Annotated in this window: 15 protein-coding genes and 6 pseudogenes; 16 read left to right on the forward strand and 5 right to left on the reverse strand. The window is 64.1% G+C overall.

Translation table 11 applies throughout. From position 1 onward, the window contains the following. Positions 1 to 66 precede the first annotated feature (66 nt). The 5 genes and pseudogenes from ACF2JD_RS07085 (at position 67) to ACF2JD_RS07105 (ending at position 5,573) form a co-directional block, all read left to right on the forward strand. A pseudogene (locus tag ACF2JD_RS07085) lies at positions 67 to 611 on the forward strand (hypothetical protein). A gap of 50 nt (positions 612 to 661) precedes the next feature. Then, positions 662 to 1,699, forward strand: coding sequence for a glycosyltransferase family 2 protein (locus ACF2JD_RS07090; protein WP_025327878.1), 1,038 nt, complete (start codon positions 662 to 664; stop codon positions 1,697 to 1,699). After that, on the forward strand, positions 1,696 to 2,067 hold the full coding sequence (locus ACF2JD_RS07095; protein WP_005324511.1) for a GtrA family protein: 372 nt from the start codon (positions 1,696 to 1,698) through the stop codon (positions 2,065 to 2,067). The genes ACF2JD_RS07090 and ACF2JD_RS07095 overlap by 4 nt, the downstream gene beginning before the upstream one ends. Further along, positions 2,067 to 3,233 (forward strand): hypothetical protein, encoded by a 1,167-nt coding sequence (locus ACF2JD_RS07100; protein ID WP_368170422.1) that lies wholly within the window; start codon positions 2,067 to 2,069, stop codon positions 3,231 to 3,233. Before ACF2JD_RS07095 ends, ACF2JD_RS07100 begins: the two co-directional genes overlap by 1 nt. Positions 3,234 to 3,449: 216 nt before the next feature. Next, positions 3,450 to 5,573, forward strand: a complete 2,124-nt coding sequence (locus ACF2JD_RS07105; RefSeq protein ID WP_440987083.1) for an alpha-amylase — start codon at positions 3,450 to 3,452, stop codon at positions 5,571 to 5,573. 70 nt (positions 5,574 to 5,643) lie between these two features. On the opposite strand, the gene ACF2JD_RS07110 is transcribed toward ACF2JD_RS07105, so the two are convergent. Then, positions 5,644 to 6,270: a glutathione S-transferase gene (locus ACF2JD_RS07110; protein ID WP_440987084.1), complete on the reverse strand. Its 627-nt coding sequence runs from the start codon at positions 6,268 to 6,270 to the stop codon at positions 5,644 to 5,646. 159 nt (positions 6,271 to 6,429) lie between these two features. Here ACF2JD_RS07110 and ACF2JD_RS07115 point away from each other — a divergent pair, with 159 nt between their 5' ends. From ACF2JD_RS07115 to ACF2JD_RS07130, 4 genes and pseudogenes are all read left to right on the forward strand, one after another. Then, complete coding sequence (locus ACF2JD_RS07115; protein WP_106886093.1) at positions 6,430 to 7,074, forward strand: response regulator; 645 nt, start codon at positions 6,430 to 6,432, stop codon at positions 7,072 to 7,074. A gap of 138 nt (positions 7,075 to 7,212) precedes the next feature. Then, a pseudogene (locus ACF2JD_RS07120) lies at positions 7,213 to 7,796 on the forward strand (TetR/AcrR family transcriptional regulator). A gap of 80 nt (positions 7,797 to 7,876) precedes the next feature. Next, positions 7,877 to 8,750: pseudogene (locus ACF2JD_RS07125) on the forward strand (alpha/beta hydrolase). 114 nt (positions 8,751 to 8,864) lie between these two features. After that, positions 8,865 to 10,006, forward strand: a pseudogene (locus tag ACF2JD_RS07130) (patatin-like phospholipase family protein). Between the two features lie 48 nt (positions 10,007 to 10,054). On the opposite strand, the gene ACF2JD_RS07135 reads toward ACF2JD_RS07130, so the two are convergent. Further along, a complete protein-coding gene (locus ACF2JD_RS07135; protein ID WP_440987085.1) occupies positions 10,055 to 12,007 on the reverse strand; it encodes a cation:proton antiporter domain-containing protein in 1,953 nt (650 codons plus the stop codon). Positions 12,008 to 12,262: 255 nt separating this feature from the next. On the opposite strand from ACF2JD_RS07135, the gene ACF2JD_RS07140 reads away from it, so the two are divergent. After that, positions 12,263 to 13,165 (forward strand): GGDEF domain-containing protein, encoded by a 903-nt coding sequence (locus tag ACF2JD_RS07140; RefSeq protein ID WP_106886089.1) that lies wholly within the window; start codon positions 12,263 to 12,265, stop codon positions 13,163 to 13,165. A gap of 30 nt (positions 13,166 to 13,195) precedes the next feature. Here ACF2JD_RS07140 and tilS read toward each other — a convergent pair whose 3' ends face one another. Continuing rightward, on the reverse strand, positions 13,196 to 14,533 hold the full coding sequence (tilS, locus tag ACF2JD_RS07145; RefSeq protein ID WP_440987086.1) for a tRNA lysidine(34) synthetase TilS: 1,338 nt from the start codon (positions 14,531 to 14,533) through the stop codon (positions 13,196 to 13,198). A 127-nt stretch (positions 14,534 to 14,660) separates the two neighbouring features. Between tilS and ACF2JD_RS07150 the strand changes: the two genes are divergently transcribed. From ACF2JD_RS07150 to ACF2JD_RS07165, 4 genes are all read left to right on the forward strand, one after another. Then, a complete protein-coding gene (locus ACF2JD_RS07150; protein WP_393937420.1) occupies positions 14,661 to 16,691 on the forward strand; it encodes a M13 family metallopeptidase in 2,031 nt (676 codons plus the stop codon). 115 nt (positions 16,692 to 16,806) lie between these two features. Beyond that, positions 16,807 to 17,244 carry a PliI family lysozyme inhibitor of I-type lysozyme gene (locus ACF2JD_RS07155; RefSeq protein ID WP_163147702.1) on the forward strand — a complete coding sequence of 146 codons (438 nt, stop codon included), beginning with the start codon at positions 16,807 to 16,809 and terminating at the stop codon, positions 17,242 to 17,244. Between the two features lie 404 nt (positions 17,245 to 17,648). Beyond that, positions 17,649 to 19,382: an ATP-binding cassette domain-containing protein gene (locus ACF2JD_RS07160; RefSeq protein ID WP_440987087.1), complete on the forward strand. Its 1,734-nt coding sequence runs from the start codon at positions 17,649 to 17,651 to the stop codon at positions 19,380 to 19,382. Positions 19,383 to 19,464: 82 nt separating this feature from the next. Next, on the forward strand, positions 19,465 to 20,001 hold the full coding sequence (locus ACF2JD_RS07165) for a GNAT family N-acetyltransferase (RefSeq protein ID WP_440987088.1): 537 nt from the start codon (positions 19,465 to 19,467) through the stop codon (positions 19,999 to 20,001). A 60-nt stretch (positions 20,002 to 20,061) separates the two neighbouring features. On the opposite strand, the gene yjeH is transcribed toward ACF2JD_RS07165, so the two are convergent. Continuing rightward, positions 20,062 to 21,342: an L-methionine/branched-chain amino acid transporter gene (yjeH, locus tag ACF2JD_RS07170; RefSeq protein ID WP_429165655.1), complete on the reverse strand. Its 1,281-nt coding sequence runs from the start codon at positions 21,340 to 21,342 to the stop codon at positions 20,062 to 20,064. A 135-nt stretch (positions 21,343 to 21,477) separates the two neighbouring features. Further along, complete coding sequence (locus ACF2JD_RS07175) at positions 21,478 to 22,770, reverse strand: HAAAP family serine/threonine permease (RefSeq protein WP_162520220.1); 1,293 nt, start codon at positions 22,768 to 22,770, stop codon at positions 21,478 to 21,480. A 498-nt stretch (positions 22,771 to 23,268) separates the two neighbouring features. Between ACF2JD_RS07175 and ACF2JD_RS07180 the strand changes: the two are divergent. Both ACF2JD_RS07180 and ACF2JD_RS07185 read left to right on the forward strand, forming a co-directional pair. Further along, positions 23,269 to 24,180 (forward strand): annotated as a pseudogene (locus tag ACF2JD_RS07180) (LysR substrate-binding domain-containing protein). A gap of 94 nt (positions 24,181 to 24,274) precedes the next feature. Next, positions 24,275 to 25,693: pseudogene (locus ACF2JD_RS07185) on the forward strand (MATE family efflux transporter). Positions 25,694 to 25,844: the final 151 nt, after the last annotated feature.

A 25,844-nucleotide genomic window follows, 5' to 3' on the forward strand; every position in this document is an offset into this window, starting at 1 on the left:
TTTTGCAATTGGATTAGCATATGCGCGAATCCAGCCTACCTATCCGTCGGGCGTCGAGTGAGTAATATGACCTACAAAAAGTTCGGTTTTCTGGCTGCCATACTGGCATTGAGCGGTTTTTACCTTTACACCCTCTACCTGGCCGCTCACCCCAACGTGAGCCTGGCTTACAAGCTCTATTACCTGGAAGGCAAGACCCGCTTCTGGGAGCACAACTCCAGCATGACTTACCAGCCGGGCAACGAGCTCAACCTGACCAAACCGAGCCGCTTCCTCTCGAGCGAAGGCTGGGCCAAGAAGCCCAGTGCCGAAGGCACCCAGCTCAGTGGCAAGGGCGGTCTCTACTTCGTGCTGCCCAAACAGCAGCCAATCCGGATCAGCTCACCATCCAGGCCAGGATCAACAGCCCGGAAGCAGGCACCCTGCTCAAGGTGGCCCTGGGTCATGATTTCACTACCACGGTCAAGCTGGCCAAGGCGGGCATCAACGAGATCCGGCTCAACCTGCCGGGCGAATCGCTGACCGCCGATCCCAAGCATCCCAACTTCCTGGCGCTCTCCGCTCCGACACCGCTCAACGTCCAGTCGGTACGTCTGACCGTCGCTCAGTGAAGCTCGAATCCATTGTCTTGTAAAATAATTCTTTCAATAAGGAAGTTCCCATGTCGCATGCCGATTTTCGACTCTCTCTGGTCGTGCCCGTTTACAACGAGGAAGAGAGCATAGACGCCTTCATCAGCGCGATAGATGCCGAACTGGCCCCCCTCAAAGACCGGCTTGAAATCGTGTTCGTCAACGACGGCAGCCGCGACCGTACCCGCGAAGTGGTCGAGCAGGCCATCGCCCGCGACCCGCGCGTGACCCTGGTCAACCTGGCCCGCAACTTCGGCAAGGAAGCGGCCATGACCGCAGGCCTGCATCAGGCCAAGGGCGATGCCATGGTCCCCATGGACGTGGATCTGCAAGATCCCCCCTCCCTCATCCTGGAGTTCGTCAAGCTGTGGCAGACAGGTGACTACGACACCGTCTACGGCATCCGGGTCGATCGCAGCGCCGACACCCCGATGAAGCGCCTCACCGCCGGCGGCTTCTACCGCTTCTTCAACGCCCTCTCCACCAGCACCAAGCTGCCGGAGAACGCCGGTGACTTCCGACTCATCGATCGCAAGGTGGTCGAGGCCCTCAAGCAACTGCCGGAGCGCAACCGCTTCATGAAGGGGCTCTTCGCCTGGGCCGGTTTCCGTGCCGTCGGCGTCCCCTACGAGCGTCCCGCCCGTCACGCCGGCGAGACCAAGTTCAACTACTGGAAGCTGTGGAACTTCGCCCTCGACGGCCTGATGAGCTTCTCCAGCTGGCCGCTGCGGGTCTGGAGCTACGTCGGGGTCGGCGTCTCCTTCATCGCCTTCCTCTATATCCTCAAGATCATCACCCAGGTGCTCTTCTTCGGCATAGACGTGCCGGGCTACGCCTCCCTGATGTCGGTGATGCTGTTCCTCGGCGGCATTCAGCTGCTGTCGCTCGGCATCATAGGCGAGTACATAGGCCGCATGTTCGTGGAAGTGAAGCAGCGCCCCGTCTACCTCATCGAGGGGATCTACGGCCAGTATGCCCAGCAGGACGCAGGCAAGCAGCCGGATGCGGCGGCAACCCAGAGTGAAAAAGCGCAGGATGCGGACAAGCAGGAGCCGGCGTCCCAATGATCTCCCGCGAGGAATTCTGGCGGCTGGTTCGCTTCGGTTTTGTCGGCGGGGGTGCCACCCTCGTCGATCTGGGCACCTCCATCGCCCTGTTCCACACCTGGCCTGCCATCTCGGAACATCTGGTCACGACCCTGGCCTTTGCCATCGCGTTCTGGTTCTCGTTTTTCGGCCATCGCTACATCACCTTCCAGAAGCAAGGTGCCGCCAGCAAGTTTCTGCTGGTCGCCCTCTTCTCCCTGGCGGTGCGTAACCTCATCCTGAGCGGCCTGCTGTTTGCGGGTCTCTCCGGGCTGCTGCCGGTGGTGATTGCCACCCTGACCGTTACCGTACTCACCTACATACTCTCTCGCGTCTGGGTTTTTGCCTGATGAATGACATGACCAATACTCCTCCCCTCGCCGGGGATGCACTCCCCTATCGCCCGTCACTGCGCATCAGCAGCCGCGACTGGCTGATGATCATCGCCGCCTTCGTGCTGAGCCGGGTGGCCCTGTACGGCATGGGCTATTTCGGTGTCCAGCTCTACGGCGCCCCCGACATAGGCCCGCTGCAAGCCTATTGCCAGTTCGACTGCGTCTGGTTCCAGCGCATCATAGAGAACGGCTACGACCTCTACCCGCGCTGGCTGAGCAAGGGCAACGCGGCGAACTGGGCCTTCATGCCGCTCTACCCCATGCTCGCTGGCGGGCTCTCCAGCCTGCTCAACATGGAGAGCCTGATCGGCCTGATGCTGGTGGCCAACATCGCCTTCTTCATCAGCCTGCCGCTGATGCTGCTGGTGCTGCGCCAGCTCAAGCTGGGGGATGAGACCGCCCGCTTCGGGGTCTGGCTGCTGGCCTTCTCCCCCTTCTCCGCCTACTTCGTGTCCGGCTACACGGAACCCATGTTCATGGCGCTGATGCTGGGCATGTTCCTGTTCGCCTACCGCGAGCAGTGGCTGATGGTCGCCTTCCTCGGCATCTTCATCTCAGGCACCCGCAACCTGGGGGTCATGATGGTGTTCCCCGTGCTGATCCTGGCGCTGCAGGCCTATGGCTGGCGCGAGTTCTTCCGCTTCACCGAGCGGGCCTTCAAGGTGGTGTTCACCCTCTGGCTCATCCCCCTCGGCCTCTTCTCCTACATGGTCTACCTCTATCACCTGACCGGGGATGCGCTCGCCTTCAAGCACATCCAGGTCGCCTGGGGTCGCTACATGGACAGCCCCCTGGACTGGTGGCTGAGCGGCTTCGAGCTGGGCGGTCGCAAGGCCTACCTCTCCATCATGGTGATCTTCGGCTGGTGCCTGAACGGCTACCTGTTCAGCCAGAAGCGCTGGGCCGAGGCGACCCTGATGTTCATCTGCTGCACCATACCGCTGATGACCGGCCTCAATGCCATGCCGCGCTACATGTTCGGCCTCTACCCGACCCTGCTGGCCATCATCTTGCTGAGCCATCGCTGGCCCGCCATCCGCCCTGCGGTGCTCTGCGTCAGCGGCATGGTCGCCTCCTTCATCGCGGTGGCCTTCGTCAACTTCAAGTTCTTTACCGTCTGACGAACGCTCGCACGCAGGCGAACAGCCCCACCTGAACATGCCGGTCCATCGACCGGCATTTTTTATGGCCGCGACACCCGCTTCACACTTTTCCATTCTTGAAAACGTAACCATTTGAACTGACGTCACAAATCGGTGTTTTACCGGTCCAACCCCGGCCCTGCGCCCCCTAGAATGAGTGCCTCAACGGACCCCACTCAGTTCAAGGAATGGCCTATGCGTCCCTCGCCTCGTTTCGATCTCCGCCCCTCCTCCCTGTGGCTCGCCCTGCTGGTCACGCCACTGTTCGTCGGTCAGGCGCTGGCCGCCCCCGAAGTGCATCTCTATGTGGATGGCAAACCGGTGGCCGAGGCGCTGACGCTGGACAAGGGCACCATCACCCTGACCCACAAGCTGGACAAGGGCAGCCACCAGATCCGCATCGCCGATGCCGGCAACAACTGCGGCACCAGCTTCGGGCCACCTGAGGCCAGGCCGCTCCCCTTCGGCACCGCCCAGCCCATGGACAAGTGCAGCAAGGGGGCCAGCTTCAACCTGAGGGTGATGCTGGCGGGGGACTACGATTTCACCTTCAACCCGGACACCCCCAGCCTCAAGGTGCTGCGGGCGACCAAGAAGAGCGAGTTCAAGCGCCAGCCCCCGACAGAGCCCTGCATCGCCTGGGATGGCGGCCCGGTGACGGTATCGCTGAAGGGGGTCTGGCCCGACGGCACCCGGCTGCGGGATGCCTACTCCAGGCAGGAGGCCGTGGTCACCCAGGGCAAGCTGACCCTGACCCCGAGCAAGGAGAGCGGCGGCCTGCTGCTGCTCGAGCCGGTCAAGGCGGCCAAGGCGGCCCCCTTCAGCTGGGATCAGGCGAGCGTCTATTTCCTGCTGACCGACCGCTTCCACAACGGCGACCCGGCCAACGATCACAGCTTCGGCCGCCAGAAGGATGGACAGGACGAGGTCGCCACCTGGCATGGCGGCGACTTCAAGGGGCTGACCGAGAAGCTCGACTACATCAAGAGCCTCGGCATGAACGCCATCTGGATCACCCCCATGGTGGAGCAGGTGCACGGCTTCATCGGCGGCGGCGAGCAGGGCAACTTCCCCTTCTACGCCTACCACGGCTACTGGGCGCTCGATTTCACCAAAATTGATCCCAACTACGGCGACGAGGAGAGCCTGAAGACGCTAGTGGACGAGGCCCACAAGCGCGGCATGCGGATCATCCTGGACGTGGTGATGAACCACGCAGGCTACGCCACCCTGGCGGATCTGCAGGATCTGGGGCTCACCGACCTCACCCAGAACAGCGGCAAGTTGCCGACCACCTGGAACCAGTGGCGCCCGAGCGGTGGCCTCAACTGGCATGGCTACAACCAGTTTATCGACTACCAATCGAGCGAGTGGAGCAATTGGTGGGGCCCTGACTGGGTGCGCGCCGGCCTGCCCGGCTACCCGCAGCCCGGCACCGACGACGTCACCGGCTCGGTGGCGGGGCTGCCGGACTTCCTGACCGAGTCCAGCAAGCCGGTGGGGCTGCCGCCCCTGCTCGCCGCCAAGCAGGATACCCGGGCCAAGGCGCTCCCCAACGCAAGCGTCAGCGATTACCTCATCGCCTGGCACACCGACTGGGTACGCCGCTTCGGCATCGACGGCTTCCGGGCCGACACCGTCAAGCACCTGGAGCCCGCGGTCTGGGCCAAGCTCAAGCAGGCGGGCACGGCCGCGCTCAAGGAGTGGAAGGCCGCCAACCCGGGCAAGGCACTCGACGATCTGCCCTTCTACATGGTGGGCGAGGTGTGGGATCACGGGGTCGCCAAGGATTTCTGGTACCAGAACGGCTTCGATTCCCTGATCAACTTCGACTATCAGCGGGAGTTCGCCCTGCCCCAGGCCCAGTGCATGGCCGGCGCCGAACCCACCTATGCCAGCTACGCCAGCCGCATCAACCAGGATCCCGAGTTCAACGTGCTGAGCTACATCAGCTCCCACGACACCAAGCTGTTCTTTGGCGACTATCAGGACGTGCCGCTGCAACGCAGAGTCGCCAACAGCTTCATGCTGCTGCCGGGGGGCATACAGCTCTACTACGGGGACGAGTCTGGCCGGGGGCTGGCCAAGGATGGCGGCGTGTTCGATCAGAGCGTGCGATCCGACATGAACTGGCAGGAGCTGGGGAGCGGCGAGAAGGCCGAGCTGGTCAAGCACTGGCAAAGGCTAGGCCAGTTCCGCGCCGCCCATCCGGCGGTGGCGGCAGGCAGCCACCAGAAACTCTCCGATGCCCCCTACAGCTTCGTGCGGGAGAAGGGGGAGGACAAGGTGGTGGTGGTGTTCGCCGGCCGGCAGCCATAACAGGTCCCGCCCCAGACAAACGAGAGGGGAGCCAGTGGCTCCCCTCTCTCATTGCACAGGCCCCTTCACCTCATGCCGGCTGCCGGGCCATGGTCGGCCACTGCAGCCGCGCCTTGACCAGGGTCTCCTGCCACAGGGGCCAGGCCAGCAAGGCTTGCTGATAGGCCCCCGCCTGACCGGGCAAGCCTATGCCGTAGCTCGCCAGCCGATAGGCCATCACGGCATAGAAGGCATCGAGGATCCCCGCCTCCTCAAAGTAGAAGGGCCCCCGAGCCTGGGACCAGAGCGTCTGCAGCCGGGCCAGCTCTCCCAGGGTCTCCACCGGGGGCTCGCTCTGGGTCGGCGCGCCGAGGAAGAAGGGCAAGCGACTGCGGATCTGGCCAAAGCCCGAGTGCAGCTCGGCGCAGAGGCTGCGGGCCAATGCCCGCTCGGCTCTATCCACCGGATAGAGGTGGCGCGCCGGGCACAGCTCGTGGAGATACTCGGCGATGGCGAGGGAGTCGTGGATCCGCAGCTCGCCGTCATCCAGCCAGGGCACCAGCCCGGCCGGCGCCGTGCGCTTGAGCCGCGCCAACGCCTTGGCATCCTCCAGATCGAACACCTGCTCCTGCCACTCCAGTCCGCTCATGGCGAGCACCAGCGACGCCCGCATCGCCCAGGTGGAACCTGTGCCTACCGTCAATACCAAGGATCCCATTTATTGCCTCCTGCGTTGGGGTTGTTCATGACCCGGCATCGGCCCCGCGGGCACGACATCTCATGGTCGCCTCACATTTGCACACCTGCGAGTTTGACCCCCTTGGGGAGCAGTGCTAGTTTGATTTTTCAAAACAATCAGTTAGCAAAAATGTGAGCAATGGACAGCCAATTTACCATCGTCATCGCAGATGACCACCCCCTGTTTCGGGGCGCCCTCTATCAAGCGGTGCACATGGCCATCGACGAGGCCAGGCTGCTGGAGGCCGACTCCATCGACAGCCTGACCCACCTGCTCGCGGAGCACCCCGAAGTCGATCTGCTGCTGCTCGATCTCAAGATGCCGGGGGCCAACGGCTTCGAGGGGCTGGCCTATCTGCGCGGCCAGTACCCGGATTTGCCCATAGTGGTAGTCTCCGCCTCGGAAGATGCCGCCATCATCCAGCAGGTGCTGCGCCTCGGGGCCCTGGGCTTCATTCCCAAGTCGGTTCCCATGAAGGAGCTGGTCAGCGCCCTCAATACGGTGATCGGGGGGGATAACTGGGTACCGGAAGGGGTCTCCCTTCACCCCGAGTCCGAGGATGGCCCCGATTTCGCCAGCAAGCTGGCCAGCCTAACCCCCCAGCAATACAAGGTGCTGATCATGTTGCGGGACGGCAGTCTCAACAAGCAGATCGCCTGGGAGCTCAACGTCTCCGAGGCCACCATCAAGGCACACATCACCGCCATCTTCCGCAAACTCGGCGTCAAGAATCGCACCCAGGCGGTCATCGCCCTGCAGCAGATGGACATCAAGGACAACTGAGCCGTAGCCACAAACCCATCGCACATTCGGCGCCGAGGGCAACTTAGTCAACCCCTTGTCTCCACCACAACAACGGTTTGTTGCTCGACAATTAGCACGATCGTACTTTATGCTGCAGGACCCAGAGAGGAGAGTGCGATGAGCAAGGGCCGCCTGACCCGCGACAACATTTTGCAGACAGCGTTCGAGCAGGCGAGCCAGCAGGGGCTGGAGAGCCTGACCATAGGCTCGCTGGCCAGTGCGTGCGAGATGTCCAAGAGCGGTCTGTTCGCCCATTTCCAGTCTCGCGACAACCTGCAGATCGCCGTGCTCACTTACTCCGCCGAGGTGTTCCGGGAGCGGGTGATCCAGCCGGTGCGTCAGCAGCAGCACGGCACCCAGCAGGAGAAACTGCAGGCCCTGCTGCGGGCCTGGCTGGCCTGGAACCAGAGCTTTGCCGGACGCTGCATGTTCCTCGACGCCTGGACCTCGGCCCAGGAAGGGGAGGTGCAGCAGGCGGCCCGCCAGCTGGTGCGCTTCTGGCTCGACTACCTGGCTCGCCAGGTGGTGCAGGGCCAGGAGAAGGGAGAGTGGCGCGGGGACCTGGATCCCTGGCGCGCCGTCTACCGGCTCTATGGCCTCTATCTGGCGGATCAGGTGTTCAATGCCCTCGAACTGTGTCAGGATCCGGCCCGCCACTTCTGGCCCGAAGTGGAGTTGCTGCTGGATGCAGCTGGCGCTGATGAATTGACCCGTTCAACATGCCTTTTTAAAAACCGACAAAAAAGCACGACCGTTCGCACATAAAAACCACAGGATGACCATGAGCAGCAAGATCTACTTCAACACCCGCCGCTTCAGCCCGAGCAAATGGCTGCTGGGGATCGGCACCCGGTTGCACCACACCCTGGCCCCAGCCATGCCAAGCGCACCGCCAGCAAGTTGCTGCTCACCCCCCAGCGCAACCAGCGGGATGGCACGGCGCCGGCCGGACTGGTGCAGCAGGCCGTCCACACCAGCGAAGGGGCACCCTGATGAGCTATCGGCTTGGTCAGGGGCCACTGTGGCTGCTGATGCACGGCTGGTCCGGCAGCGCCAGCCAGTTTTATCCGCTGATGAGCCATATCGCCGCCCAGGGTTTCACCGCCATTGCCTACGATCATCCGGCCCACGGCCAGAGCGCAGGCAACACCGGCCACCTGCCCCGCTTCGTGCGCGCCTTCGACGAGCTGGTGGACCATCGGCCAGCGACGTGGGCCCGCTGCACGGGGTCATCGCCCACAGCATGGGCGCCGTCACCCTCTCCAGCCGTCAGCCGGGTATCGATACCCTGCCGCTGCTGTTGATTTCGCCGGTGCTCGACTATGTGCCCCAGCTCTACGGCATGGTGGCGCGCTCCGGCTACTCCATCCGGCTGTTCGATGCGGTGGTCAAGGAGATTGAGCAGGAGTACCAGCACCCCTTGAGCACGGTCGATCCGCTGGGGCGGCTCGCCAGCCGCAGCGGCGCGGCTATGATAGTGCACGACGAGGAGGACAGATTTGCCCGCACGGCGACTCCCTGCGAGCCAGCCAGGATGGTCATACCCGGCTGGTGAGCACCCGGGGTCTGGGCCACGGTCGCATCCTCGCCAGCGCCCCGGTATTCGCCGCCTTCAATCAGCTGGCACGGCCGGAAATCCTCACCGCGCCCTTTGACAGCGGGCCATGAAAAAATGGTTGGCAGCGCCCATTTTTATATTTGATACAGCGCCTTATAGTTAACTTGTCAGTGGGAACACCCCTCTCGGGCCAACAATAAGGCGCCAGCATATGGCCAGACCCAATACAGCTCTCCTGTTGACCGGTGGTGGTGCTCGCGCCGCCTATCAGGTCGGCGTACTCAAGGCAGTGGCCGAGCTCTATCCCCGCAACCTCGGCATCCCCTTCCCCATACTGTGCGGCACCTCGGCGGGGGCCCTCAACATCACGGCACTGGCGTGCTACGCCTCCTGTTTTCACCTGGGGGTGCGCAAGCTGGAGTGGGTCTGGCGCCGTTTCGAGACCCATCACATCTTCGACTTCCGCCCCTGCCAGCTGCTGTGGCGCACCCTGTATCAGGGCTCGGCCGGTCTCATCAGCCCCCAGAGCAACCGCGCCTTCCACCTGTTCGACAACGCCCCCCTGCGCCGCCTGCTGGATCAGCTCATCGACTATCACCGCATCGATGACAACATCCTCTATGGCAGTCTGGAGGCCATCGCCATCACCGCCTCCGACTATGACGACGGCCTCTCCACCACCTTCTTCCAGGGTCGGGCCGAGCATCTGCCCTGGGAGCGGGCCAGGCGGCGCGGCCTGCGCACCGTGCTTACATCGGAGCACCTGCTCGCCTCCTCGGCGCTGCCCTTTGTCTTTCCGGCCACCCACATCGGCGAGAAGTTCTACGGCGACGGCTCCATCCACCAGTTGAGCCCGCTCAGCCCCGCCATCCATCTGGGGGCGGAGCGGATCCTGCTGATCACCCTGTATTCGCCGCCCACTCGGCCCCCACCCATCATCACGGCCATCTCACCAGCTCCAATATCGCCAGCCATCTGCTCGATACACCGTCTTCTACCGACACCCTCAACTCCGATCTGGAGCGGCTGTGGCGCATCAACCAGACCCTGGATCTTATCCCGGAGCGGGAACGCAACCGCCTGAAGCTGAAACGGGTGGAGACCTGCGTGCTCAGGCCGAGCCAGGATCTTGACACCATCGCGCTGACCTATCTGCGCAAGCTGCCGTGCAGTTGCGCCGCCTGCTGCGGGTGCTGGGCGTGAAGGGGATGAGAGCAGCAGTCTGGCCAGCTTTTTGATGTTCATCCGGGTTACTGCCAACAGCTGATCAAGCTGGGCTATCAGGACACCCTGAGGGAGCGGGAGCGGGTCGTCGCCTTCCTCGATATCGAAGGGCTACCAAACGAAGCCTGAAATGGCCTCTTTAGGGAGGCCGGGGGCGGCCGATGAGTGCGAGGGGACTCAGCGCCCCTCCAGCAAACGCTGCTCCGCCTGCTCCATCGCCACCACGGTGCCAAACAGGATCAGCCGATCGCCGGCCGCCAGCACCAGCTCGGGTCTGGGCTCCAGACTCTGATCGCCGCGCTGCACCTCTTTGATCCGCACCTCATCGAGCGGCAGCTCGCGCACTTCACGGCCCACCGCCCACGCCTGCTCGTGCAGCAGCACGGGATGCAGCCGCTCCAGCAACTGATCCGTCTCCAGGTTGCCCGCACTCTGATCTCCCCAGTAGAAGCCGTGCAGGAAGCGGTACTGGCTGCTGCGCTCGTGCTCCATGCGCCGGATCACCCGGCCAATGGGGATGTCGCAGTTGACCAGCAGGTGGGAGACCAGCATCAGGGCCCCCTCCTGAGATTCGGGGATCACCTCGAAGGCCCCGGCCTGCTTGTAGTGCTCGAGGAAGCTGTCGTCCCGGGTTCGCACCAGCACCTTGAGATCCCCCGCCAGCGCCCGGATCTGCATCAGCATGGCATCGACCCGCTTGCGATCGTCGAAGGTGATGATCACCAGGCGGGCCCGCATCAGACCGGCCGCCAGCAGGATGTCGCGCCGGCTGGCATCGCCGAACGCCACCTGCTCCCCCGCCAGCTTGGCCTCGCTCACCCGCTCGGGATCGAGATCCAGCGCGAGAAAGGGGATCTCCTCTAACTTGAGAAAGCGGGCGCAGGTCTGCCCGGTGCGCCCGAAGCCGGCGATGATGACATGCTGGTGCTTGCTGAGCCCCGACTGGGCGACTCCGGCGCGGGACAGCAGGGTCGCATCGGTGAGGGAGTGGGCCAGCCCCAGGGCCCGCTGCACCAGCCAGGGGGTGAGAGAAATGGTGATGACGCCGATACCGATGAGCAGGGAGACCATCTCGTGACCGAGCAGGCCATGGTGGCTCGCCAGCGCCAGCAGCACGAAGCCGAACTCGCCGACCTGGCTCAGCATGATGCCGGCAGCCATGGCATCACGCTTGCGTTCCCCCATCAGCCGGCCCGCCAGCAGCACCAGCAGCGACTTGCACAAGATGAGCCCGAGCACGCAGAGCAGCACCTGCCACCAGGCGTTCGCCACCAGCGCCCACTCCATAGTCATGCCGATGGTGATGAAGAAGAGCCCCAGCAGCACATCCCGAAACGGCTTGATGTCCACCTCCAGCTGATGGCGATAGTGGGACTCCCCCAGCATCATGCCGGCCAGGAAGGCCCCGAGTGCCATGGAGAGCCCCATCCACTGGGTCAGCGACGCCGCCAGCAGGGCCACCAGCAGGGTGCTGAGCACGAACAGCTCGTCGGAGCGCGCCCGGGCCACCTCGTGAAACACCATGGGCAGCAGCCACTTTCCCACCGCGAGCAGGACGATCAGGGCGAACAGCCCCTTGAGGGAGGCCCAGGCCACCTCCGCCAGCAGGGCGCTGCCCTGCACCTCGGGGCTGGCCAGTATGGGGATCATCACCAAGAGCGGCACCACCGCCAGATCCTGAAACAGCAAGACGCTCACCCCGAGCTGGGCACGCCGGGTATGGAGTTGCTGCAACTCCCCGAGCTGCTTGATCACCACGGCGGTGGAGGAGAGGGCCAGGGTGCCGGATACCACCAGCGCCTGGGGGAGACTCAGCCCCCACCACCAGCCGAGCCAGAAGAACAGCAATGAGGTGAGCAGCACCTGCAGACCGCCGACCCCCAGCACCAGCTTGCGCATGGCGAGCAGGCGCGGCAGCGAGAATTCGAGACCCAGGGAGAACATCAGGAAGACGATGCCGAGTTCCCCTATGGTCTGCATCATGGCCTGCCCGGTGACGATGGCCGCGCCATGGGGGCCGAGCAGCATGCCGACGAACAGATAGGCGAGGATCACCGGCTGGCCCAGGCGTCGGAAGATGGCCACCAGCAGAACGGCGGAGAGCAGCAGGATCAACACATCGGCGTACACACATCCCTCCCTTTTATCTGTCCCCATGGCCCTAAGAAGCGGCGCCTCAGGCCACTGGCACTCTCCGGTCCTCGTCGCTGCGGGGCAGGACCCCGCCCTTGATGTTGACGCGCGGCCAGCGGCGCACGGGGTTGTTTGCCCTCCCATTTCATGTTGCTAAGCCTAGCCAGCCCCTTTGTTTTTTCCATCGAACATATTTTGGGCACGAGGATTGCAAGAACCCGCCCAATGAGTGGAGAGGTGTAAGGCTGCAACGTGGAAAACACATCGTCTTTGAACGGCTTCGGACATGGCATAGAGCAGTGGGTACAGCAGATGGAGCGGCTCACGCCGCTGACCGGGCAGGATACTTATCAGCAGCTTCAGGAGCTGCTGAGGCAACGGGATCTTGACGCCCTGCTGGCAATCTTTGCCGAGCGGGTGGCAAAGATTGTCCGGATCCACACGCTCCACCTCGACTGCGGTCAGCCCCATAGCCTCATCGCCCACGCCCCCCAGGCCAGGCAGGTGCTGCATAGCTACCGCTTCGAGCTGCGCGGCCAGCACGAGCAGTTGCTCGGACAGCTGCAATACGAGCTGGAGCAGCCCCTGAGCGACGGCCAGCGGCGACAGCTGGGGCAATATCACCAGCTGTTCTGCCTGCCCCTGCCGCTCTATCTGCGGCTGAGCCGGCTGGAGCAGCAGGTGCGGCTCGATCACCTGACCGGGCTTGGCAACCGCTCCTATTTCGACGAGGCCATTGGCCGGGCGGTGGAGCAACACTGCCGGGAGCCCCACGGTCTGGTGCTGGTGCTGCTGGATCTCGACCGCTTCAAACAGGTCAATGACACCTGGGGTCATCCGGTGGGGGATCTGGTGCTGAGCCGCTTCGCCCAGCTGCTGCAGGGCTGCATTCGCGGCACGGATCAGGCGTTTCGCCTCGGCGGCGACGAGTTCGCCCTGCTGCTGCAACCCGCCGATCCCGAGGCCTGGCGCCCGGTCTGGCTGCGGCTGCAACATGTGCTGCACAGCCACAAGGAGCTCAGTGCCTTCTCGGTGGGCTGCAGCCTGGGGGCCGCCAGCTGGCACTCGGGCATGGACGTGCAGCGCCTCTATGCCACGGCGGATGCCCACCTCTACGCCCGCAAGAAGGCCGGCGTGACAGGGCCCTCCGAATAGGGCGGCCTGGCAGTCCCTCGGCGGCGGCCTTCAGTCAAGAGCCGGGGTGACGGCTCGCCGCCAGTCTCCCTTGATGCCCCCCTCGGGCGCCAGAAATCCGTCGCAGACGAAGAGTCCGGCCACCAGTGCCACCTGCTCCCCGTAATAGAGGATGGGAATACGCCCCCGTTGCCAGGAGGGCACCCCGTACTCTTGCAGCAGCTTTTTCAGGCGCCGGCTGCCAACCCGTCCCACCGGCTTGAGCATGACGCCGGACGCCACCTGAAAACGCACCGACAGGGGCTCGTCCTCCCGTGGCGGGCGCAGCCCTTCCCCCCCATCCGATGACAGCAACCTGAAGGCCCCCAGTCCGTCCGGCAGGCAGAGCGTCTCCCCCACCCGGATGGGCAACACCTCCTCACGGGGGGCAAGGCCGGGCGTCACCAAGTGGAGTCGTCCCTGAAAGCGGCGGCACTCCAGCCCCTGCAGGCTCAGCCTGGGGTTGGCATCCTCCCGCGCCAGCGCCACCTCCTGCCAGAGCAGCCCCAGCAGCTCCCGGGACGGCATCTCCCCCCCCTGACGGCGGAGCCAGTGGCGCAGCAGGTTGTTGCGCCGCACCGGGGAGAGCGGCAGCAGCGCCTCGATGCGCAGCGCCTCCCCCTCACCTGCCCGTTGCCAGTCCGCCTCCGCCAGCTCGCTGATCAGCGCCTCCTGCTCGGCGCACAGTGCCATGCTGCGCGCCGCCGTCTGGGCCATGGCGGGCCAGCGCGCCTTGAGCTGGGGAATGAGCTGCTGGCGCAGGAAGTTGCGATCGTAGCTCACGTCCTGGTTGCTCTCATCTTCCACCCAGCCATAGGGCAGGGTCTCCGCCAGCGCCGCCAGCTCGGCCCGGCTCACCTCGAGCAGCGGGCGCAGCAAGCGGCCGCCGGCAAAGGGCTGGTTCGGTACCATACCCGCCAGCCCCCGCAATCCGGCGCCCCGCTTGAGCGCCAGCAGCAGGGTCTCCAGCTGATCGTCCTGATGATGGGCGGTGAGCAGCCACTCCCCCTCCCCCAGGCAGGCGGCCAGACGCTGGTAGCGGGCCTCCCGCGCCTGGGCCTCCAGGCTATCGCCGTTGCCCCGTTGCAGTTGCACCCGCTGGGTAATGAGGGGCACCGCCAGTTGCTGGCACACCCCTTCACAATGGGCCACCCAGTGGTCGGCGTGAGGGCTCAGGCCGTGGTGGACGTGCAGGGCACGCAGAGCAAGGCCCTGCTCCAGGGCAAAACGCGCCGCCAGCACCAGCAGCACAGTGGAGTCGAGCCCGCCACTGAAGGCTACCAGCAGGCCCCGGGAACCTTCCGGCGCGGGCAGAGTCTGACAAAAACGAGAATAAACACGAGAAATCATAGGCTTCCCCTATACGACCAGGCCGATCTTAGCAGAGTCGGGCTTATCAAGCGCTAACCCGACTGCTAGAGTGAGTCTCCTCCCGACCTGGGCCGGGACGCTGAGTAATCCGAATTGGAATAAGACAATGAACAATAAGAAAAGCATACTGGCCGCCCTCATCGGGCTGGCCTTGCTGGCCGGTTGCAGTCAGGGGCCGGACCAGGCAGACAAGCACTCCGGCCTCGCGCTGGCCAACATGGACACCAGGGTCAAGCCCGGTGACGACTTCTTCCGCTACGTGAACGGCCACTGGCTGGCCACCGCCAAGATCCCGGATGACAGGCCCGCCGACGGCGCCTTCTACCTGCTGCGGGACAAGTCCCTGGCAGACGTGCGGGTGCTGGTGGAGGGGCTGGACGGCAAGGCCGCCACCGGCACCCCGGCCCAGCAGATCCACGACCTCTACCGAAGCTATCTGGATCAGCAGACCCGCAACGCCAGGGGCACTACGCCCCTGCTGCCCCTGCTTGGCGACATCGATCAGATCCATGACAAGCAGGGTCTGGCCCAGGCCTTCGCCCGCGCCGGCAAGCTGGGGGGCAGCGCCCCCTTCGGCTTCTGGATAGATGCGGACGCCAAGGCGCCGGACAGCTATGCGGTCTACCTCTATCAATCCGGGCTCGGCCTGCCGGACAGGGACTACTACCTCAAGCAGGATGCCGCCAGCCAGGCACTGCGGCAGAAATACGAGCAACACATCGCCGGCATGCTGAGCCGCTTCGGCGAGGCAGATGCGGGGGCCAAGGCCAAGCGCATCCTGGCCCTCGAGACCCGGCTCGCCCAGATCCAGTGGGACAACGTCGCCCTGCGGGATCGGCAGAAGAACTACAACAAGGCCCCCATCGGCGAGCTTAAGCGCCTCGCCCCCAGCATCGACTGGAACAGCTATCTGGATCAGGCCGGCCTGAGCGGCCAGCAGAGCCTCATCATAGGTCAGCCGAGCTACCTGACGGCCCTGGACGAGGTGATGAAGCAGACCCCCATGGGCGACTGGCAGGCCTACCTCAAGTGGCAGCTCATCACCGATTTCGCCCCCTACCTCGACAGCCAGACCGATGCCCAGAACTTCGCCTTCTTCGGCACCACCTTGAGCGGTACGCCCAAGCAGCGCGCCCCCTGGGAGCGTGCCCTCGGGGTACTGGACAACAACCTGGGGGAGGCGGTGGGCAAGCTCTATGTGGAGCGCTACTTCCCGCCAGAGGCCAAGGCCCGCATGGAGCAGCTGGTGGAGAACCTGCGCACCGCCTACGGCCAGAGCATCCAGGAGCTGGACTGGATGTCGCCGGCCACCAAGACCCAGGCGCTGGCCAAGCTCGCCAAGTTCAGGCCCAAGATAGGCTATCCGGACAAGTGGAAGGACTACAGCGCCATCGAGATCCGCGCCGATGACCTGGTGGGCAACCTGCAGCGCGCCCGCGCCTTCGAATATGCCGACAGCCTGGCCCGCCTCGGCAAGCCGGTGGACAGGGACGAGTGGCACATGTCGCCCCAGACGGTGAACGCCTACTACAACGCGAGCAACAACGAGATCGTCTTCCCGGCCGCCATACTGCAACCCCCCTTCTTCGACATGAGCGCGGACGACGCTGTGAACTACGGCGCCATCGGCGGGGTGATAGGCCATGAGATGGGCCACGGTTTCGACGATCAGGGGGCCAGATCCGACGGTGACGGCGTGATGCGCGACTGGTGGACGCCCCAGGATCTCAAGGAGTTCCGCTTCCGTACCAGCCGGCTGGTGGCCCAGTACAACCGCTTCGAGCCCATCAAGGGGCAGTACGTCAACGGCCAGTTCACCCTGGGGGAGAACATAGGCGATCTCGGTGGCCTCACCATAGCCCACAAGGCCTACCTGCTGTCGCTGGATGGCAAGGAAGCCCCTGTGCTGGACGGCTTCACCGGCGAGCAGCGCTTCTTCCTCGGCTGGGCCCAGGTATGGAAGGGCATGTATCGTCCCGAGCTGATGCAGATGCTGCTCGCCTCGGATCCCCACTCTCCGCCCGAGTACAGGGTCAACGGCGTGGTGCCGAACATCCCCGCCTTCTACGAGGCGTTCAACATACAGCCGGGTGACAAGCTCTATCTGGACCCGGCCAAACGGGTCAAGATATGGTAAACACGAGGTCGACAGGGGCTGGCCAAGCGCCAGCCCCCGGTCGGCCACAGACAAGGCGGGGGCCAGGCCCCTGCCCACTGACACCGCAACACAAGCAGCAACAAGGGTCACATCCATGAAAGCCTTACTCATTACTCTCGGCCTGCTCAGCCTGCCCCTGACCAGCCAGGCGGCGGAGGGATTCTTCCAGCAGCTGACGCTGCCCACGGGCCAGGTGCTCACCGTCAACGAGGGGCGCGGCGAGCCCGCCTCCACCGGCAGCTACGACGTGCGCCTCTACTCAGGCGCCAACCCCGAGTTTCCCCTGGATCAGTTCATCGACGGCAAGGTGATGCCCCGCGATGGCAGCATCAAGGCGCTCAAACTGCTGGATCTCAACGGTGACAAGCAGCCCGAGCTCATCGTCCTGGTCGAGAGCGCCGGCAGCGGCAGCTACCAGAGCGCCGACGCCTTCACCATCAATGCGCAGGAGGGGCTGGAGAGCTTCAACCACGTGGAGGGGCTGGCCCCCAATGACGATGTGATCCAGGCGCTCAAGACCCCCCGCGACTGATCCCTCTCATCTGATGCACCCGCATACCTGATTCAAGAGCCCCGCCCTGCGGGGCTCTTGTTTTGCCGGAGGCTACGATGAAGACCCCTTTTCACTGCCAGATGCCCCCATAACAGCCCGATATCCCCCCTATTCCCCGATAGACGGCTATTTTTTCTACGCCTATAATCGCCGCACCTGACCATAACGAAACACAAGGAGGTAAAAAATGGTTATCCAAGCGTGTCCGATGTTCTCGGCTCGCCTGTTCGGCACATTCGCCCGCTCTTGCCTGCATACCATCGCGCTGCGATAGCGGGTTCGAGCAAAGCCGACTCCTTCCACACCGAGACCTTTCTCGACCGTTGTCGCCAGCGCTCCTGATGACAGGGATTTCCGATCCCGCCATTTAAGAGAGCAAGAGCATGACGACACTGATGAGTACCCACTCCCTGCAGATGACTGCGGGACAACTCCCCTTGTTTGACAACATCGATCTCGGCATCCAGAGCGGCGATCGCCTCGGCCTGATTGGCGCCAATGGCTGCGGCAAGAGCACACTGCTCGCCCTGCTGGCCGGTGAGCTGCAACCCCATGACGGACGGGTGCAGCAGGCCGCCCCCTGCCGCTGCGAGTTCGTGGCCCAGCACCTGCCCCCAAGGCTGCAAGGGCTAGGCTCCCGCGCCGTGCTGCAGGATGCCCTGGCGGGTGATCCTGCCGCCGACTGGCAGGTAGACAAGATGCTGACCGAGCTGCAGCTCGAAGAGCAGGCCGAGCTCCCCGTCAGCGCCCTGAGCGGCGGCCAGCACACCCGGTTGCAGCTAGGCCGCGCCCTGCTGCGCCAGCCCAACCTGTTGCTGCTCGATGAACCTAGCAACCACCTGGATCTGCCCGCACTGCTCTGGCTGGAGCAGTTTCTCCTGGGCTGGCGGGGCGCCCTGGTGCTGGTCTCCCACGATGCCCGCCTGCTCGATCGGGTGACCCGCGAGACCCTGATCCTGCGGGATGGACGACTCCATCGCTTCGCCCTGCCCTGCAGTCAGGCCAGGGTGGCGCTGGCCGAGGAGGACGAGCAGGCCCGCCTGCGCCGGGCCGACGAGCAGAAGGAGATTGACCGCCTGAGCGCCAGCAGCAAGCGCCTCGCCACCTGGGGGCGGGAGCATGACAACGAGAAGCTGGTGCGCCAGGCCAAGTCCATGGAAAAACGCATCACCCGCCTGCAGGAGGAGCAGAGCCAGGTCGCGGCGCCAGCCCCTTGGCGCCTCGAGCTGCACGGGCAGGCACTGCCCGCCGATGCCCTGCTGCGACTGGAAGCCCTGGAGGTGTGCCCCGCCCCCGGCTTGCCGCCCCTGCTGCGGGCCGAGGATCTCTGGTTGCGGGCCGGCGACAGGGTCGCCCTGCTCGGCGCCAACGGCACCGGCAAGTCCTCCCTGCTGCGCCAGTGCTGGCGCGAGCTGCGCGATCAACAGCCGGGTGAGGGCTGGTATCGCCACCCCGGCGCCAGCATCGCCTACTACGATCAGTCCCTGCAGCAGCTGGACGGCGACGCCACCCTGAGCGACGCCTTCTATCCCCTGACGCGCTTGCCCGAGGTGACGCGGCGCCAGGCCCTGATCCGCGCGGGCTTCCCCTACTCCCGCCATGGCCAGCGGGTGCACGCCTTGAGCGGGGGGGAGCGGGCCAGGCTGCTGTTTCTCGCCCTCTCTTTGGCGAGTCACCACCTGCTCTGGCTCGATGAACCCACCAACCACCTGGATCTGGCGGGCAAGGAGGAGCTGGCCGAGGCCTTGAACGCCTTCCCCGGGGGCGTCTTGCTGGTCTCCCACGACCGGGATCTGATCGAGCGCAGCTGCAACCGCTTCTGGCTGATCAGAGACGGCCGCATCCAGGAGGCCCACAGTGCAGAGCGGGCCTATGCCGAGCTGATCGACCACCAGCAGAGAGTGGTGGCTGAGGAGTCATCCGGGCACGATTCCCGCCAGGCCACTGCCTGCACTGAGGATGACGAAGAGGCGCTGCTGGCCCGCTGGTATGAGCTCGATGCCCTGCTGGCCGCCGATCTCGCCCGCAAGCCCAGGCATCAGACCCCGCGGCTGCAGCAGGAGTGGCGCCATGAGCTGGCAAGGCTTGCCGGCTTGCTCGGGCTTGCCGGCTCATGAGCGCAGCCATGAACCACCTTGGCCATCCCCCCTGTTTGACTCAACACAAGCGGCCAGCCACGGCTGGCCGCAAGGAGCCTCCATGACGTCAACTTCACCACCGGAGATCAGGCTGGATCCCGTCATCGATGCCGACCTGCCCCACATCTATCGTGGCCTGTCGGATCAGCGTGTCATCGCCTACTACGGCATCAGCTACGACAGCTTGGCAGAATGTCAGGCCCAGATGGAGTGGTACGCCGAGCTGACCCGCACGGGCCGCGGTGCCTGGCACCTCATTCGCAATCCGCGCACCAAAGAGCCGCTGGGAGCCATCGGCTACCACGATGCCGACCCGCAGCACAAAGGGGCCGAGATCGGCTACTGGCTCTATCCCGAACACTGGGGCAAGGGGGTAATGAGCGCGGCGCTGCGGTTGTGGCTCCCGCTCACTTACCGCACCACAGCGCTGCACCGGCTGCTGGCGGTGGTGGAGGAGCCCAACCTCCCCTCCGCCCGCCTGCTGGAGCGAGCCGGCTTTCGCTACGAAGGCACGGCGTGGGAGTGCGAGTGGAAGGGAGATGGCTTCATCTCCCTGCACCACTTCGCCCTGCTGCGCAGCGACCTGCCAGACCTTTGAGCACCACCACATCTGATAGCCAGTAAAAAGCCCCGCACTGCGGGGCTTCTTTTCGGGTGGCTACTTGATGGCGCAGACTCGCTCGCCTGATGCCGAGCGACGGCGCCTGCGTCGCCACAGGGAGAAGCAGCCGTAGCCCGCACTCAGCACCACCGCATAAAGCACCTGGGAGGCGAGCGCCACCAGCACGGCCGCGCAGAGCAAGACGCTCACCCCCGCCAGCCCCTTGCCCATGCCGCCGAGCAGACGCCAGCCCGCCGCCATGCAGAGCAGATAGACCAGCACGAAGTTGCCGTTGGCGTAGCGGATCAGTTCATCGAGCGGCAGCTTGAGCCAGAGGATCAGGGTGATGGAGACCAGGCAGATGGCGAGCACCCAGCACAGGGCATTGAGGGGTGCACCACGGGCCGAGAGGCGGGAGAGGGAGGCGGGCAGCTTGCCCTCCCGCGCCATGCTCCAGATCAGGCGCGCAAACCCTTGCAGATAGATATTGATGCTGGCAAAGCAGGAGAGGTAGCCGAGCACCGCCACCAGCCACTTGGCGGTGGGGCCGAACAGCAGGGAGAGCAGGGCAGGGATGGCGGTGGCATTGGTCGCCTCGTCCCCATAGAGACCGTATTTGAGCACCACCAGGGAGTGCACCCAGTAGATGAGCCCCGCCAGCAAGACGCCGCCGAGCAGGGCCAGGGGATAGTCCCGCTCCGGTCGCTTGAACTCTTCCCCCATGTGGGCGAAGGCTTCCAGCCCCACGAAGCACCAGAACATCACCGCCAGCGCCGTGCCCATGGCAGGCCACTCGGCGGCCGTCGGCAGCGGCTGGGCCCCGTCACGCCAGCTTAGATCCCCCTTGAACCAGATGAGCAGGGTCAGCCCCAATATGGCCAGGGCAATCAGCAGTTGCAGGTTGCCGGAGGAACGCGCCCCCCGCAGGCCAAGCAGGAAGACCCCGAGCAGGGTCAGCAGCTGGATGGCCCACAGGGTCCACTCTCCCATGTCGAACAGGGCGTGCCAGAAACCGGCGGCTATGGTGAGGGCGGCGGGCAGCCCCACCGGCAGCACAGCCAGAAACAGGAAGGCGGAGAAGCGCTCGGCGCCGTTGCCAAAGGCAAGCCCGATGAGGTGCGGCGCCCCGCCCGCATGGGGGTAGCGGCGACCGAGGCGGGCGAAGGTGAAGGCGATGGGCAGTACCAGTACGATGAGCAGCACCCAGGCCCACAGCGACGCGCCCCCCGCCAGCGACGCCGCGGTGGCCGGCACCACGAAGATCCCGGTGCCGAGCAATGAGGTGGCGAGCAGCCCCATCCCCTGCCAGAGCCCGAGATCCTTTTTCAACCCAGACATATCCTTTTGTCCTGTCTAGAAAAACATCCCGCCATGTTAGGCCGCTGCCAGGGCTTTGTTAAGCACTCTGCGCCGCAAATAAAGAAGCCGCCTCTTGGGAGGCGGCTTCTTCATTCAACGGCGTAACCGGAATTATCAGGCAATCAGCTTGTAGATGATGCCGGACATGGCGATCAGGCCAATCAGGGTCACGAAGCCGTTGCTGAGGTTGCCAGCGTATTTGCGCATGGCCGGGATCTTGGCGATGGCGTACATCGGCATCAGGAACAGCAGCATGGCGATGATGGGGCCGCCCAGGTCTTCGATCATGCCGAGGATGCTCGGGTTGATGGTGGCGATGGCCCAGGTGGTCAGGATCATGAAGACAGCGGTCACCTTGTTCAGCTGCTTGATCTCGACCTTCTTGCCCTTCTCGCGCAGCGCCTTGGCCATCAGGCCGTTCATGCCTTCTTGCGCACCCAGGTAGTGACCCAGGAAGGACTTGCTGATGGCAACCAGGGCGATCAGCGGTGCCACGGTGGCGATCACCGGGTTGTCGAAGTGGTTGGCCAGGTAGGACAGGATGGAGATGTTCTGTTCCTTGGCAGCCGCCAGATCAGCCGGAGAGAGGCTAAGTACGCAGCTGAATACGAAGAACATCACAGTCATCACCATCATGACGTGGGCGCCCAGCAGTATGTTGCTGCACTTCTTCTCGGCACCTTCACCGTAACGACCTTTATTGTCCACCGCGAAGGAGGAGATGATCGGGGAGTGGTTGAAGGAGAACACCATGACCGGAATGGCCAACCACAGGGTCTTGATGAAGTCACCGTTGAAGGCCTCGGACAGCGCAGGCGCTTCGGTCACTATGGCACCGTTCCAGTGCGGGATCAGGTAGAGCGCCAGGCCCATCAGGGTGATCACGAAGGGGAATACCAGCACGCTCATCGCCTTGACGATCACCTGGCCGCCGAGGCGAACGATCGCCATCAGACCCAGGATCAGCACCAGCGACAGAATGGCACGGGGAGGTGCAGTCATGCCCAGCTGGTGAACCATCAGGCTCTCGACGGTGTTGGTGATGGCGACCGAGTACATCAGCAGGATGGGGTAGATGGCAAAGAAGTAGAGCAGGGTGATGAACTTGCCTGCGGTCTTGCCGAAGTGCTCTTCCACGACTTCGGTGATGTCGCCATCACGGGTGGAGCCGGACAGCACGAAGCGGGTCAGGCCGCGGTGTGCGAAGAAGGTCAGCGGCAGGGCCAGCACCAGCATGGCCACCAGCGGCCAGAGGCCACCGACGCCGGCATTGATCGGCAGGAAGAGGACACCGGCACCGATGGCGGTACCGTACAGGCCCAGCATCCAGACCAGGTCGGCCTTGTTGATGCCACGGGAGGAGGCTTTGCTCAAGCTGCCTTCAACTGCAATATTCATGTCAGACATAGGGATGTTCCTGTCATCAAGGAAGGTGGATTCTTACTAGTCAGTGGGCATGGGCCCGGTTCCTCTCCCTGGAACACCTGCTGTTCGTCCTTTTTTTATTCTCAGGCCCCGGCTATCCGGCCATCACTCCATGTGACAACCAAATTGCAACAAACGAAGGCATGAGATCGTGATGCTGAGGGTGTTGCTCGCGCCATTTAACAAACTGGCAACGGCCACCTCATCCGATGAGCTGACTCTAGTTAAAAGGCCCTATTAATCACAGCGTTTTTTTGAATTAATCAACCAAAGTTTGACTTCAGTCGCCTTTCAAACGAGCAAGATCACATTACAGGCCCCGTGTTGCGAAAATTTTTTAACAAATTAAAAATAGTTTCAGCCCCCTTTCAGCCCCCTGGGAATAGCAACAAAACAGTTACAAGCCACCCATTGCGCGCGGATTGTGTGCAGCACAGCCTTGGCGTACCCTTGTGACTCACGCCTTTTTGTTGATTGATGATGACCATTACCCGTACCGATCTCGCCGAACTGGCGGTATTTGCCGCCGTCGCCCGTCACCGCAGTTTCAGCAAGGCCGCCCTCGAACTCGGGGTCTCCGCCTCCGCCATTAGCCACAGCCTGAAAGGGTTGGAGAGCCCGTTAGGGTCCGTCTGCTCAACCGCAGCACCCGCGCCGTGGTGCCGACCGATGCGGGCCAGCGGCTGCTCAAGCAGTTGCTGCCGACCCTGACACCCTGGAAGAGGCGCTCAGCGAGCTGGCTCGCAACAGCGATGAGCCGGTGGGCCGGCTCAAGCTCTGCGCCCCGCGCAACGCCATCGACAGCCTGCTGGCACCGGTGCTTATCGACTATCTGGTGCGCTATCCGCGCATGCAGGTGGAGGTGGTGGAGCAGGAGCTGATGCCCCGTCTCATCGAGGATGGTTATGACGCAGCCCTCTTCTACGGCGATCTGCTGCCCCAGGAGATGATAGCCGTGCCCCTGGGTCCGCTGCAGCGCTATCTGGTGGTGGGCTCCCCCGACTATCTGGCCGAGCACGGCATCCACCGCAGCACCCGAGCGAGCTGAGCCGCCACGCCTGCATCGGCTATCGCCTCACCCCGCACCATCACTATCGCTGGGCCTTTGCCGCCGACGGCGAGCTGCTGGAGATCGAAGTGACCGGGCCGCTCACCACCAGCACCCCGGCCCTCTATCTGGGCGCCGCCGAGGCGGGGCTGGGGCTGGCCTACTGTCTGGAAGAGGAGGTGAGCCAAAAAGTGGCGGAGGGGAAACTGCTCACCGTGCTGGAGCCCTGGTGCCCCACCTTTGCCGGTTTCTACCTCTTCTATCCCAGCCGCCATCAACTGGGCAGCGGCCTGCGCATCCTGATCGACATGCTCAAGGCCCACCTACCCCGGATTAATGAGTAATACTCAGCAATTCATCAAGTGAAACCCTGATTATCACCAAATAAGTATTAATCTACACTAGCTGTTCGATAATCGACTCCCCAAGAGAACAGATATGTCTGCCTATTTAACACTGCGGCAACGGGCCATGACCCGCCGCTTCTGGGCTTACGCCCTCCCCTCCATTCTTGCCATGCTGGTCTCGGGGGCCTACTACCTCATCGATGGCATCTTCGTCGGCCACTATGTCGGTGCCGCGGGCCTCGCCGGGATCAACCTGGTCTATCCGGTCATCATGGTGCTGATCGGTCTGGCCGCCATGATCAGCATGGGGGCGGCCACCGCCATCTCCTTCCAGCAGGGGCGAAAAACGACAAGCTGGCCCGTCAGGCGCTGGTCAATGCCCTCTGGCTGCTGGCAGGACTCGGGCGCCTGGCGCCGCTGCTGCTGCACTACACCCACACCGATATCCTGCTGGGACTGGGGATTGAACAGGGCACCGACACCTGGAAGCAGGCGAGCGACTACCTCACCTGGATCGGCGGCGGTACCCTGCTGCTGGCCAGCAATCTGGCGGTGCCCTATCTGCTGCGCAACGATGGCCGCCCGAAACTGGCGATGGTGCTGGTGAGCAGCGGCGCCGTGCTCAACATCATCCTCAACTACATCATGGTGGGTCGGCTGGGGCTGGGACTGATCGGTACAGCGCAGGCCACCCTGATGGCAGAGGGTGCGGTGAGCCTGATCGGCCTTGGCTACTTCTTTACCCCCTGGGCGCGGCTGCGCCTAGCATGGCGGGATCTGGTGCCCAACCTTCCCGGCCATGCCGAACCTGCTGTTTACCGGTCTGCCGAGCCTGATCGCCCAGTTCAACCTGGGGCTGCTGCTGCTGCTGCACAACAGCCAGCTGATGGTGCACGGCTCGGTCAAGGATCTGGCGGGCTTCACTGTGGCGGGTTACACAGAGGCGGTGTTCATCGTGATCCTGCAGGGGCTGGCCTTCGGCATCCAGCCGCTGATCAGCCAGGCCACCGGGGCCGGGCGCCTGCGGGATCTCAGATTCCTGATGGCCATGGGGCTCAAGATCACGCTGGTCTATGGCATGGGAGTCTGGCTGCTGATCCAGCTGCTGCCCCGCCAGGTCGCCATGCTCTACACCGGGGAGCAGGATGCCGAGCTGCTGGCCGCCGCCGTCAGCAGCCTGACCCTCAACCTCGCCGCCATACCGCTGGAGGGGATCATCATGTTCGGCATAGTGCTGTTGCAATCCATGGCGCGCACCCGTCAGGCCCTGGTCATCTCGGCCGCCAAGACGGCGCTGCTGCTGCCCCTCATCTTCCTGCTGCCGCTCTGGTGGGGCCGCGATGGCGTGCTGCTGGCCCAACCCGCGACCGTGCTGCTGCTGACCCCGCCGCTCTGCTGGCTGCTGTGGCGCGAGTGGCTGCGCCTCTCAATGTTGCCAGCCCCCTTCCCCTGCGTTTGTCAGGCCGGGGGCGCGGCGACCCATCGCGGTTGCCGGCCCGGGAGCCCATAGCCCCGGCACTGTGGCAGCCCCCCTTGCCCATGACCAGGGCGGGGTTTTCACTTCATCCGGCATGCCGATGACAGCAGCCCCGTCACCCCTTGCCTGCGAGGATTGCCCATGTCCCAACGGCCATGCAGTGGCGAGTCTGCCCCCGCCCTGA

Origin of the sequence: Aeromonas ichthyocola (assembly GCF_046087985.1) — a bacterium.
GTDB lineage: Bacteria > Pseudomonadota > Gammaproteobacteria > Enterobacterales > Aeromonadaceae > Aeromonas > Aeromonas rivipollensis.